The sequence below is a fragment of the Nocardia barduliensis genome (genome assembly GCF_013315795.1).
In the GTDB taxonomy this organism is placed as follows: domain Bacteria; phylum Actinomycetota; class Actinomycetes; order Mycobacteriales; family Mycobacteriaceae; genus Nocardia; species Nocardia barduliensis.
This window is the reverse complement of the sequence record NZ_JABLTE010000099.1, coordinates 1-11,920: the sequence shown is the minus strand read 5'-3', so window position 1 is coordinate 11,920 and position 11,920 is coordinate 1. Positions and strand designations below refer to the sequence as shown.

At 69.9% G+C, this 11,920-nt stretch carries 9 protein-coding genes; 3 read left to right on the top strand and 6 right to left on the bottom strand.

The annotated features are described in order from the left end of the window. Window positions 1-39: 39 nt before the first annotated feature. The 4 genes from speD to HOV91_RS30700 form a co-directional block, all read right to left on the bottom strand. Window positions 40-1,242 carry an adenosylmethionine decarboxylase gene (gene speD, locus HOV91_RS30715; RefSeq protein WP_174188807.1) on the bottom strand — a complete coding sequence of 401 codons (1,203 nt, stop codon included), beginning with the start codon at window positions 1,240-1,242 and terminating at the stop codon, window positions 40-42. A gap of 8 nt (window positions 1,243-1,250) precedes the next feature. Next, window positions 1,251-2,366 carry a type III PLP-dependent enzyme gene (locus tag HOV91_RS30710; RefSeq protein WP_174188806.1) on the bottom strand — a complete coding sequence of 372 codons (1,116 nt, stop codon included), beginning with the start codon at window positions 2,364-2,366 and terminating at the stop codon, window positions 1,251-1,253. Window positions 2,367-2,529: 163 nt separating this feature from the next. Next, window positions 2,530-5,028: a DEAD/DEAH box helicase gene (locus tag HOV91_RS30705; protein WP_174188805.1), complete on the bottom strand. Its 2,499-nt coding sequence runs from the start codon at window positions 5,026-5,028 to the stop codon at window positions 2,530-2,532. 57 nt (window positions 5,029-5,085) lie between these two features. After that, on the bottom strand, window positions 5,086-6,030 hold the full coding sequence (locus tag HOV91_RS30700) for a proteasome assembly chaperone family protein (protein ID WP_174188804.1): 945 nt from the start codon (window positions 6,028-6,030) through the stop codon (window positions 5,086-5,088). Between the two features lie 280 nt (window positions 6,031-6,310). Between HOV91_RS30700 and HOV91_RS30695 the strand changes: the two genes are divergently transcribed. Both HOV91_RS30695 and HOV91_RS30690 read left to right on the top strand, forming a co-directional pair. After that, a complete protein-coding gene (locus HOV91_RS30695) occupies window positions 6,311-7,015 on the top strand; it encodes a sensor domain-containing protein (RefSeq protein ID WP_174188803.1) in 705 nt (234 codons plus the stop codon). Window positions 7,016-7,447: 432 nt separating this feature from the next. Next, window positions 7,448-8,548 (top strand): DUF4192 domain-containing protein, encoded by a 1,101-nt coding sequence (locus tag HOV91_RS30690; protein WP_246351178.1) that lies wholly within the window; start codon window positions 7,448-7,450, stop codon window positions 8,546-8,548. Window positions 8,549-8,739: 191 nt separating this feature from the next. On the opposite strand, the gene galE is transcribed toward HOV91_RS30690, so the two are convergent. Continuing rightward, a complete protein-coding gene (gene galE, locus HOV91_RS30685) occupies window positions 8,740-9,720 on the bottom strand; it encodes a UDP-glucose 4-epimerase GalE (RefSeq protein WP_174188802.1) in 981 nt (326 codons plus the stop codon). Between the two features lie 3 nt (window positions 9,721-9,723). Continuing rightward, window positions 9,724-10,410, bottom strand: a complete 687-nt coding sequence (locus HOV91_RS30680) for an iron-dependent transcriptional repressor DtxR (protein WP_043727979.1) — start codon at window positions 10,408-10,410, stop codon at window positions 9,724-9,726. A gap of 209 nt (window positions 10,411-10,619) precedes the next feature. On the opposite strand from HOV91_RS30680, the gene HOV91_RS30675 reads away from it, so the two are divergent. Then, window positions 10,620-11,891: an acetoin utilization protein AcuC gene (locus tag HOV91_RS30675; RefSeq protein ID WP_174188801.1), complete on the top strand. Its 1,272-nt coding sequence runs from the start codon at window positions 10,620-10,622 to the stop codon at window positions 11,889-11,891. Window positions 11,892-11,920: the final 29 nt, after the last annotated feature.

The window sequence follows — 11,920 nt, the reverse complement described above, 5'->3', positions numbered from 1 at the left end:
GCCGGTCCCGATCGGTACCGGCGCATCCGGGCGCGTCGGCTAGACCCGCAGGGCGTGCGGTTCGATCGCGCCGCGCACCAGCGCTCGCGCGTCGATGGTTTCCGGCTGGTAGGGCAGCCGCGCCAGGCGTTCGGTCATGGCCGCGACCGGGTCGTCGATCCGGTCGACCAGGCCGAACAGGAACGACCACTCGTGCTCGTCGCTGCCGTAGTGCACGACGGTGGCGAACTGGTCGTGGAAACGCTCCCAGGACCGCTTCAGCGTCTCGTTGCGCCACATCGTCGCGCAACCGGCCTGGGCGCTGAGCACCCCGCCGGGGGCGAGCAGCGCGCGACATCGGGACAGGAACTCCGCCTCGTAGAGCCGGTTGTGCTGCGCGTCCTCGACGCGCTCGTCCGGCAGATCGATCACGATGACGTCGTAGCGGGTGCCTGCCTCGGCCGCCGTGGCCAGGAAGTCCCAGCCGTCGGCGTAGTGCACCGTGATCGGCCCTTCGCCCGCGACCGCTGCGGCCAGCTCGTCGCTGGTATAGCCGTAGGGCAGGTGCCGGGCGCACAGCTCGACCTCGAGCTGATCGATGTCGACGTGATCGACGTGGGTGGCGCCCGCGGCGACCGACATCTGACTGGCCACGCCCTCGCCGGAGCCGATGATCAGCACCTTGTCCAGCTTCGCGGCCAGCGCGAAGGCGGGGACCATCATCGCCTCGTGGTAGGTCAGCTGGGAGAACTCGGTGGATTGGCGGTCGTCGTCGGAGAACAGGCTGATGCCCTGCTCGGTCCGCGCGATGACCATGTGCTGGAACGGGGTGTGCGTGTCGACGATCACCTCGTGCAGGTCCCAGATCCGGGTCAGGCCCGCGCCCACCGGTTCCTCGATCCGCTGGCTGCCGTGTCCCCTCCGGATGACCTGCATGCGAACGTCCTTCGGCGCCAACGCGTCCCGCAGCAGCTCGACCGCCTTCGACGCGCCTGCGCCGATGCTGCCGCAGGTGAAGACGTCGACGAAGATGTCGCCGGACTCCGGATAGGTGTGAATCGAGGCGTGGGACTCCGACAACAGCGCGAGGACGGTCACCCCCTGCGGTTCGAACTTCTTGTGTACGACATCGCAGATGGTGACGCCCGCCGCGATCAGAGACGCACGCAACGCCGATTCGAGTCGTTCGAGATCGTCGCAGAGGTCCGCGTCGACACCACCGAACTCGGCCAGCACATGCCAGCCGGTGAATTCCGCCGTCATGGGCAAACTCACTCTCGCTCAGCGCCCGAGACATGAACGGTCAAGGGCGGAAAACCATTGAAGGACACCGACGAATAACTCGCGGTATAGGCGCCGGTGTCGAGGATTCGAACGCGATCACCGGCTCGCAACGTGGTCGGTAGGAGGACTCGCGTGCGTTGATACAGTACATCGTCGCCGTCGCAGGTCGGACCGGCCACCACCGCCTCGTCGACGGGATCGCCGTCCCGGTCGGTGACGAACCGGTAGGCGATGTACTCGTTCTCGGTCTCGGCCATGCCGTTGTAGCGGCCGATGTCGAGATACACCCAGCGCCGGCCGTCCGGCGCGGTGCGGACGCCGACGACCTCGGCGTGAATCGTGCCCGCCGAACCGACCAGTGCCCGGCCCGGTTCGACGACCAATCCGGTACTCCCGGAGAGGAATTCGGCCGCCGCGTGGTTGACCACCGCGGCGATGTCGCCCAGTCCGGGCGCCGGATCGGCGTAGGAGATCGGCAGCCCGCCGCCGATGTTCACCGAGGCAACCGGAATGTCCTTGTCCGCCAACGCTTCCACGATGCGGCCCGCCTGTTCGATGCCGATCCGCCACGCGGCGGGATCCAGTTGCTGGGAGCCGACGTGGAAGTACGGTCCGGCGACGATCAGCCCCAGATCCCTGGCTCGGACCAGCAGCCGGAACGCCTCGCCGGGGGCGCAGCCGAACTTCGTGCCGAACGGGGTGCGCGACTCCGGCGCCGAGGCGAGGAAGCGGCACTCCACCTCGGCTCCGGGAGCGTGCTCGGCGATGCGCAGCAGGTCGTCCTCGGTGTCGAAGGCGAACCGGCGCACGCCCAGGGCATGCGCCCGGGCGATGTGGGCGGCCTTCTTGATCGGGTTGCCGTAGCACACTCGGTCCGGCGCCACGCCAAGCCCGAGGCACAAGTCGATCTCACCGATGCTCGCGACGTCGAATTCCGCGCCCTCCTCGTCGAGCAGGCGCACGACCTCCGGCACCGGACAGGCCTTCACGGCGAAACGGATCCTCGTCGCGGCGCCGTTGTCCGTGGACAGGGCGGCGGCGAGTGCGCGGAAATTCTGGCGGACACGCTCGGGATGGATGACAAGGTAGGGCGATTCGGGCATAGTTGATCTTTCGCTTGGGCAGCGGGGGAGAGAGTATCAGCGGCCCCTACCCAGAAACGAATCCGTTCAAACCTGGGTTCGCCACGCGGTCGCGCGACCCTGTCCTGCTGTCGTGACGGAGCTGCTGACCTGCGTTGATGCGGGACCGTCGGGCGGTGCGGGCTCAGCCTGCGGCCACGGTGACGTCGTCGAAGACGACTTCGCCCGCGGCGTCGGACTCGGCGAGATCGACCACCGCGTCGATCGACCAGCCGTGGTCGCCCGCCGGGTCGTCCAGCACCTGCCGCACCCGCCAGAACCCGGGTCTTCGTTCCACCTGGAACAGCTGCGGGCCTCTGGCATCGGGGCCCGTGCCGATCCGCTCGTACTCCGCGTAGTAGTCCGCGAGCGCCGCTGCCCAGTCCGGACCGGGGCCGAGTTCGGCCAAGTCGTCCCAGCGCCGCAGCGCGGCCAGTTCGACGCGGCGGAACATCGCGTTGCGGACCATCACCCGGAAGGCGCGCTCGTTGGCGGAGATCGGGCGCACCGTCTCCGCGCCGAAGGCGACCTGGTCGGCGTCGGTCTCCGCGCCCGGGTTGGTCAGTTGCTCCCACTCGTCGAGCAGGCTCGAATCCACTTGACGGATGAGTTCGCCGAGCCATTCGGTGATGTCGTCGAGGTCCTCGGTGCGCGCCGACTCCGGCACCGTGCGCCGCAGCGCGCGGTAGGCGTCGGCGAGGTAGCGCAGCACCACGCCCTCGGAGCGGGCCAACTCGTAGAAGGCGATCAGCTCCGCGAAGGTCATGGCGCGCTCGATCATGTCGCGCACCACCGACTTGGGGGCGGGGGCGAACTCCGAGACCCACGGGTGGCCTGCGCGGTAGGTCTCGTAGGCCGGTTCGATCAGCTCGGCCAGCGGCTTGGGCCAGGTCACCTCTTCGAGCAGCTCCATCCGCTCGTCGTAGTCGATGCCGTCGGCCTTCATCTCCGCGATCGCCTCGCCGCGCGCCTTGTGCTGCTGGGCCATCAGCAGCTGGCGCGGGTCCTCCAAGGTGGATTCGATGAGCGACACCACGTCGAGGGTATAACTCGGGGAGGCTTTGTCCAGCAGGTCCAGCGCGGCCAGCGCGAACGGCGACAGCGGCTGGTCGAGGGCGAAGTCGCGCTGCAGGTCGACGGTCAGCCGGGCGCGGCGGCCGTGCTCGTCCGGTTCCGGCAGTTGCTGCACCACCCCGGCGTCGCGCAGCGCGCGATAGAGCCGGATGGCGCGCAGGATGTGCCTGCGCTGGGCCGGACGCGGCTCGTGGTTGTCCTCGAGCAGGTGGCGCATGGCGGTGAAGCAGTTGCCCGGTCGGGCGATCACGTTCAGCAGCATGGCGTTGGTGACCGTGAAACGCGACACCATCGGCTCCGGCTGCGCGGCGACCAAGCGGTCGAAGGTCTCCTCGCTCCAGGAGACGAAGCCCTCCGGCGGTTTGCGGCGCTGCACCTTGCGCTGCTTCTTGGGATCGTCGCCCGCCTTGGCCAGCAAACGGGTGTTCTCCACCTCGTGTTCCGGGGCCTGCACGACGACGGTGCCCATGGTGTCGTAACCAGCCCGCCCGGCTCGGCCCGCGATCTGGTGGAACTCCCTGGCCTTGAGCCTGCGGGTGCGCACGCCGTCGAACTTGGTCAGGCCGGTGAGCAGCACCGTGCGGATGGGGACGTTGATGCCGACGCCGAGGGTGTCGGTGCCGCAGACCACCTTCAGCAGGCCGTCCTGGGCGAGGCGCTCCACGAGGCGCCGGTACTTCGGCAGCATGCCCGCGTGATGCACCCCGATGCCGTGCCGGATCAGCCGCGACAGCGTCTTGCCGAACCCGGCGGCGAAACGGAACTCGCCCATGGCCGCGGCGATCGCGTCCTTCTCCGCGCGCGAGGCGAAATTCACGCTGGTCAGCGCCTGCGCGCGCTCCAGGGCGGCGGCCTGGGTGAAGTGTACGACGTACACCGGGGCCTGGTGGGTGGTCACGAGTTCTTCGAGGGTCTCGGTGATCGGGGTGCGGGCATAGGAGAAGGTCAGCGGCACCGGGCGCTCGGTGCCGGCGACGATCGCGGTGGAACGCCCGGTCCGGCGCTCCAGATCACGTGCGAAGAAGTCGACTTCGCCGAGCGTGGCCGACATGAGCAGGAACTGGGCGCGAGACAGTTCCAGCAGCGGGACCTGCCACGCCCAGCCACGATCCGGGTCGGCGTAGAAGTGGAATTCGTCCATCACGACTTGGCCGACGTCGGCGTCCGGCCCCTCGCGCAGCGCCAGGTTGGCCAGGATCTCCGCGGTGGCGCAGATGATCGGCGCCTCAGGATTCACCGCGGCGTCGCCGGTGACCATGCCGACGCGCTCGGCCCCGAACACCTCGCAGAGGGCGAAGAATTTCTCGCTCACCAGCGCCTTGATCGGGGCGGTGTAGTAAGTGCGCAACCCTTGGGTGAGGGCGAACAGATGGGCGCCCACGGCGACCAGCGACTTCCCGGAACCGGTGGGAGTGGCGAGGATGACGTTGGATCCGGAGGCCAGCTCGAGCAGCGCCTCGTCCTGCGCCGGATAGAGCGGGGTGCCCTGCTCGGCGGCCCACATCCCGAACGACTCGTACAGCGCGTCGGCGTCGGTTCCCGGGATGTCGAGCAGTTCGGTCAGATCCACTCCGACCACCCTACGGCCTCGCGCGCAGGGGCGATCGAGGGCCCGACCGCCGCGGAATCAGTCCTGCTCGTTGTCCTGGTCGCCGTCGTAGCGGCCCTGTTCGGCGAGGAATCGCTCGAATTCGGCGCCCAACTCGTCGCCACTGGGCAACTCGCCGTCGCCGACCAGCAGGCTCGACTGCCGCTCCTGCGCGGTGACGAAACTGTCGTACTGCCGCTCCAGGGCATGCACCACCGTCTCCACCTCGGCATTGCCCGCGATGTGCTCGTTGACCTGCTCGCGTACCCGGGCGGCGGCCTCGCCGAGCGCGGCCAGCGGGAACTCGAGACCCGCGTTGTCGGCGACGTTCTCCAGCAGGGTCTGCGCGGCCTCCGGGTAGGCGGTCTGCGCCAGGTAGTGCGGGACGTGCACCGAGAAACCGACCGACTCGTGACCGTGCTGGGCCATGCGGTATTCCAGCAGCGAGGAGGCGCTGCCGGGAACCTGGAGCTCGCCCGGCCACCGCTGATGGTCGGAGATCAGGTCGCGGTCGGAGGAATGCGCCGTCACGCCGAGCGGGCGGGTGTGCGGAATCGCCATCGGAATGGCGCTGAGGCCGATGCTGCGGCGCACGCCGAGCTGTTCGGCCAGCAGGCGGACCGCGGTGGTGAACTTCTCCCAGCGTAGGTCGGGCTCCAGACCCGCGAGCAGCAGGAACGGGGTCCCCGCGGTGTCGCGCAACGCCCAGAGATTGAGTTCCGGTTCGGCGTAATCGGAGAAGTGATCGGTCTTGAACGTCATGAGTGGACGCCGCGAGCGGTAGTCCAGCAGCTCGTCCACGTCGAACGAGGCGACAAGTTCGCTTTCGAGGCTCTCGCGCAGGTGCGTGGTGGCCAGCCGCACCGCGTGCCCGGCGTCGGTGAAACCCTCCAGTCCGTGCACCAGGACCGGGCCCGCGCCGTCGGCGGACGACAGCTGCGGAGCGGGGAACTCCAATTCGTACATTCGCGACTCGTAGTCCATCGCGTACTCCTTCCTGCGCGGCTCCTGCGGCCCGGACGCGCACCGCACGCGCCAGTGTGGTTGGCTGCCCGATCGTTCGCCACCCCTGGTGGTGGCACGAGACGAGACAGTCGCCCGGACCGGGGACCACCGTCCATTGTCCCCCATGCCGATGACGGTCATCGCGCACGGCCGGACACCGACCCATACTCCGAGGCAACAGCATCGGTGGCCCGCGCATTCCCGGATCGGGCGGCGTGGCATCGCGGGCTGGGCACGGGGAGTTTGGCACAGTGGGGGTGTGACCGTGGCGGATTCGACGCGCACGCGGCTGGGCTGGGTGGCGCCCGTCGCCTGCGCGGTACTGCTCGCAGGATGCGGGTCGACGGTGCCGGGACGCCCGGCCATGTCGGCGCCGACCACGGTGACCCGGCACGTGAGCGCCGAACTACCGACGCTGCTGCCCGATCCGGCCCGGTTCCCGCCGCCGTACACGGCGGTGGTGCTGCCCCAGGAGGCCGTGGCCCAGGCGGCGGGCGACCTGGACGGCATGGGTCGCGGCGCCGACGTGCAGCCCAGCCGGTGTGTGCCGCCGCACCAGGACTTCGGCCCCGATCGCACGGCGATGGCGGTCGGGACGGACGACGTCACGCGCGCCACCTTGACTGTCGAATTGACCCGCACCGGCGAGCCGTTGACCTCGTTGCGCGCCAGGACGCGGGAGTGCGGGTCGGTGCGGGTGCGCCGCGCGGGCGCCGTCACGACCGTGACGACCGAGCCGGCTTCGCCACCGCCGATCGACGCCGACGATGCCCTCTCCCTGCGCAGGACCGTACGGCCCGAGTCCGGGGGCGCCGGACTGACCCAGTCCATGCGCACGCACGTCGGGCAGATCGGCGACGTGCGAATCACGGTGACGTACATGTCGTTCGCCGATGGTGAACCGGATGTCGCGGCATTGGACGCGCTGTTCGCGACTGCCGTGCGCACCGTGCGGGAGAGATGAAAGCGCGGTCGGGACAGCCGACCGCGGCGGCACCGTAGCAGGGGCCACCGACATCCATCGCGATGCGACTGACCGGCCGGCGAGTCGTCCACAGCCCGAGGCGATTTCCCCAGGCGGGGCGAATCGCCAGGTGGGTGTCCGAGGGCGCAGACCGCCGAGCCGCATCGTCGGAGCATGACCACTTCCGCGAATCCGTTTCCCGCCCCTGATCCGGTCGACGGCGGGAATGCCGACGGCAACGACGCATCTCGGCTGTGCCACCGCGCTCACCATGTGTCGGCCTCCGCTGCCGAGGCCGCGGGGCGAGTTCCGCCCGGCGTCGCCGCGCGAAGTCCGGTTCCGTCCGCGATCAAGGGCGTACTTGGGATGGGAAGGAAGGAGGGGCCGACTCGGCATGCCCGGTGTCGCGACGACCCTCCGCCCTTCCGGGGCATGCCGGAACATGCCGTGCGCGTGGACGATCCGGGTGAGTTGATCGCCGCCGTGCCCGCGATGCTGGGCTTCACTCCGGAACGATCGGTGGTCGTGCTGGTGCTGCGGCCAGGGACTGCCGAGGGAGCGATAGTCGACGCGGTGGTGCGCTTCGATCTGGATTCGCCCGGCGGGCGGCGCGTGCGAGGCGCGACATTGGCCGCGGCGGTCGCGCGGATCTGCGCCCATGACGAGGCGGCCGAGGTGCTGGCGGTCGTCGTCGACGATCGCGCCGCGGAACCACGAGCGGGAGCCGACCGGCGCGGCTGCGCGGCCGGACGATTCGACGTGTTGGTCGGCTCGCTCGGCAGGCGGTTGGCCGCCGGTGACATCGCGCTCGGCGGGGTGTGGGCGGTGCGTGCGATCGCCGCTGGACAGCGCTGGTGGGCGTTGACCGGACCGGAGCGACGCGGGGTGCTCCGGGATCCGGCCGCCTCCCTGGTGGCGCTCACCCACGTGCTCGACGGCAGGCCGATCCGTGGTTCGCGCTCCGAACTCACCGATCTGATCGCGCTGGATCCCTCCTTGCGGGCCGAGGTGGCCGCGCACATGGAGGACGCGCTCGCCCGAGCCCGCGAGCGCGCCGCGCGGGCCGCGCGGCGCGGTGATCCGATCGGCTACAGCAGGCAAGCGCTCGACTATGTGCTGTGGCAGATCGCCAACACCGCATCGGGTGACGCGCCGATGGCCTCCGAACTCGCGAAAATCGTTGTCGCCCTGCGTGATCGAGCGGTGCGAGACACGATGTTCGCGCTGGCGGTCGGCGACAACGCCGACGCGGCGGAGGCGCTGTGGGTCGCGCTGACCCGCGCGCTGTCCGGTACGGATCGCGCGGAAGCCGCCGCCCTGCTCGGCTACAGCGCCTACGTCCGCGGCGACGGACCGCTCGCGGGCATCGCGCTGGAGGCCGCGTTGGCGGCGGATCCGGGACATCCGATGGCGATGCTGCTCGACACCTCGCTGCGTCTGGGCATGCGCCCGGAGCAGCTGCGCCGCCTCGCGCTCAGCGGCTACCGCACCGCCGCGGGCCTCGGCGTCGACCTCGATCGGTCACCGTCGTGAGGGCGGGTCGTCGGCTCGGGGGCCACCCGTGCGGTGCGCGGCCCGCTGAGCCCGCACCGTGCTCCGCCGACTCCGGGGCGCCCGCTGCTTTCTCCGGTCACACCGTCTCGCGGTGGTCTCGGCGCCGGTGGACTGCTGTGGGAGAGCCCGCCCGAGCCGGTGTGTGGCCGACTCGGGCACCGCGGGGCCGGTTATCGCGCGCTGTGCGCGCGCGGCCCGAGCGACTGGAGGAAGTGCCAGGCGTCGGTGACGATCTCGTCGAGATCGTTGTGCTCGGGACGCCAGCCGAGTTCGGCGATGGCGCGCGCACTGGACGCGATGAGGGTCGCCGGGTCGCCTGGGCGGCGGGGAGCGTCCTGCGCGGTGATCGGCACGCCGGTGACACGCTCGCAGGCCGAGATCACCTCGCGCACGGAGAAGCCGGTGCCGCTGCCGAGGTTATAGATCCGATGGGTGCCCGCTTCCGCGGTCGACAGGGCCAGCAGATGAGCCTGGGCGAGGTCCCGGATGTGGATGTAGTCGCGGACCGCGGTGCCGTCGTGCGTGGGCCAATCGGTGCCGAAGACCGAGATCGCCTTGCGATGCCCGGCCGCGACCTGCAACACCAGCGGGATGAGATGCGTTTCCACCACCCGGTTCTCGCCGAGACCGCCGTAGGCGCCCGCGACGTTGAAGTACCGCAGGCTGGTGGCGGCCAGTCCGTGGGCGATCGAGTACGAGGTGATGGCGTGGTCGATGGCCAGTTTCGACGCGCCGTAGGGATTGGTCGGGCGGGTCGGGGCCTCTTCGGTGATCGGCACCTGCTCCGGTTCCCCGTAGACCGCCGCCGTGGAGGAGAACACCAAACGCGGCGTTCCCGTGCGCCGCATCGCCTCGAGCAGTTCGAACGTCTTCACGACATTGCCGTGCCAGTATTTCTCCGGCTGCTGCACCGACTCACCCACCAGCGACTGCGCCGCGAAATGCAGGACGCCGTCGAAGGTTTCGGCGGACAGCAGCTCGGGCGCGGCCTCCGCGATGTCCCCCTCGACGAACCGGGCGGCGGAAGGGACGCCGTCGGCATTGCCGGTGGACAGATCGTCGAGCACGACCACCGAATGGCCGGCTTCCAGCAGAACCTGTGCGCAAACGCCACCGACGTAGCCCGCGCCACCTGTGACCAGAAGTTTCACGTATCAGGCCAACTTCACTTGGACGGCGTGCGCCATCTCGTCGGGCAATTCGAAGCCGTCGTGGCCGGGCACGGTGATGACGACCGAACCCGGCTTGGTCTCCACCGTGACGCGAGCGTCGGGCACCACGCCCGCTTCGCGCAGGCGGCCGATCACCTCCGGATCGGTCTGGATGTGCTCGGCGAGCCTGCGCACCACCACGGCGTGCAACTGGCCGTGCGGCAGATCCGACAGGCGCAGCAGTTTCTCGTCGGCGGAGGCGGGCGGGATGATGCCCAGCTCGTCCAGGCCGGGGATGGGGTTGCCGTAGGGGGAGGTGGTCGGGTGGTTGAGCACTTCGACCAGGCGGCGCTCGACGTCCTCGCTCATCACGTGCTCCCAGCGACAGGCCTCCGCGTGCACGTTCTGCCAGTCGAGGCCGATGATGTCGACGAGCAGCCGTTCGGCCAGCCGGTGCTTGCGCATGACCGCGACGGCCATGCTGCGCCCCTTCTCGGTCAGCTCCAGATGACGGTCGCCGGCGACCAGCAGCAGCCCGTCGCGTTCCATCCGTGCGACGGTCTGACTGACGGTGGGGCCGCTCTGTTCGAGGCGCTCGGCGATCCGGGCGCGCAGGGGCACCACGCCCTCCTCCTCGAGGTCGTAGATGGTACGGAGATACATCTCCGTGGTGTCGACCAGATCCTTCACCTGTTACCCCTTCGTCGGCCCGAATTCTACCCACGCACGACGGCACCCCCGTGTGCCGGATCGCGTCGCTCCACGTTGCGCACGACGTCTCCGGCGGCATTGCGGCAACCCGATCGGCGCACGGCAGGCGGCCGTGAGCGTACTTTCTTGTATTTGTACTGCATAGGAACGTTTCGCGGGGTTGCTTGCTTCCCGCTAGCGTTGCGATCATGGCCACTGCACCGCGCGGCGAACCTCGGGCGCCGATCTCGCCGGGGACGCACCGTTCCGGAACCGTCGTCTGGACCGAGCGGTTCCTGGATTACGCCTGGACTCCGGAGCATCCGATGAAGCCGGCGCGCTTGCAGTTCACCATGGCGCTGGCCGAAAGTCTCGGACTGCTCGAGGGTGTCGAACTGCTCGAACCCGCCGCCGCGGAACGTCCGGACCTGCTGCGTATCCACACGCCCGACTATCTCGACGCGGTCGAACGCGCCGTACCGCCGGTCGGTTCGCCCGCCGCCGCGCCCTACGGCCTCGGCTCCCCGGACAACCCGGTGTTTCCGCGGATGCACCAGGCCGCGTCCACCATCGTCGGCGGCACCCTGGCCGCGGCCAGGGAGATCGCGGAGGGCCGCACCAAGCGAGCGGTGAGCATCGGCGGTGGCATGCATCACGCGATGGCCGATTCGGCGTCCGGCTTCTGCGTGTACAACGACCCGGCGGTGGCCATCTCCTGGCTGCTGGACCACGGTTTCGACCGGATCGCCTACATCGATGTGGACGTGCACCACGGCGACGGCGTGCAGCGGGCCTTCTACGGCGACCCCCGGGTGCTGACCATTTCGCTGCACCAGCATCCGGCCACGCTATGGCCGAACACGGGGTGGCCGGAGGAGACCGGCGCGGGCGCGGCGGAGGGCACATCGATCAACCTGCCCCTGTTGCCCGGCACCCGGGATGCGCAGTGGCTGCGCGGTTTCCACGCCGTGGTACCGGGCGCGGTGGCGGCGTTCGGTCCGCAGATCGTGGTCAGTCAGTGCGGGGTGGACACGCATCGCGAAGACCCTTTGGCCGATATAGAACTCACCGTGGACGGACAGCGGGCGGCGTTCCGCGCCATGCGCGACCTCGCGGACCGATATGCCGAAGGGCGCTGGCTCGCCGTGGGCGGCGGTGGATACGGCCTGATCCGGGTGGTGCCACGGGCCTGGACGCACCTGCTGGCCACCGCGCTGGACCGCACCGTCGACCCGGCGACGCCGATTCCGCAGGACTGGATCGAGACCGTCCGCGCGGCGGCGCCGCAGGCGGACCCGCCACGCACCATGGGCGACGGCGGTGACGTCGCCTACCGTCCGTGGGACGGCCCCGGCGGTACCGGTGAAACCGGTGACGCGCGGGTCGACCGAGCCCAACGCGCCGTAGACATGGCCGTGCTGGCCACCCGCCGAGCGACTTTCGGGTTGCTAGGTCTCGACCCGGAGGACCCTCGTGACTGACTTCCCCGACACCCCGGACGCTCCCGCCA

Coding starts and splice junctions, on each gene's coding strand:
- speD (WP_174188807.1), bottom strand. CDS start 1,242: ATGACGGCGGAATTCACCGGCTGGCATGTGCTGGCCGAGTTCGGTGGT.
- HOV91_RS30690 (WP_246351178.1), top strand. CDS start 7,448: ATGCCGGAACATGCCGTGCGCGTGGACGATCCGGGTGAGTTGATCGCC.
- HOV91_RS30675 (WP_174188801.1), top strand. CDS start 10,620: ATGGCCACTGCACCGCGCGGCGAACCTCGGGCGCCGATCTCGCCGGGG.
- HOV91_RS30700 (WP_174188804.1), bottom strand. CDS start 6,030: ATGGACTACGAGTCGCGAATGTACGAATTGGAGTTCCCCGCTCCGCAG.
- HOV91_RS30710 (WP_174188806.1), bottom strand. CDS start 2,366: ATGCCCGAATCGCCCTACCTTGTCATCCATCCCGAGCGTGTCCGCCAG.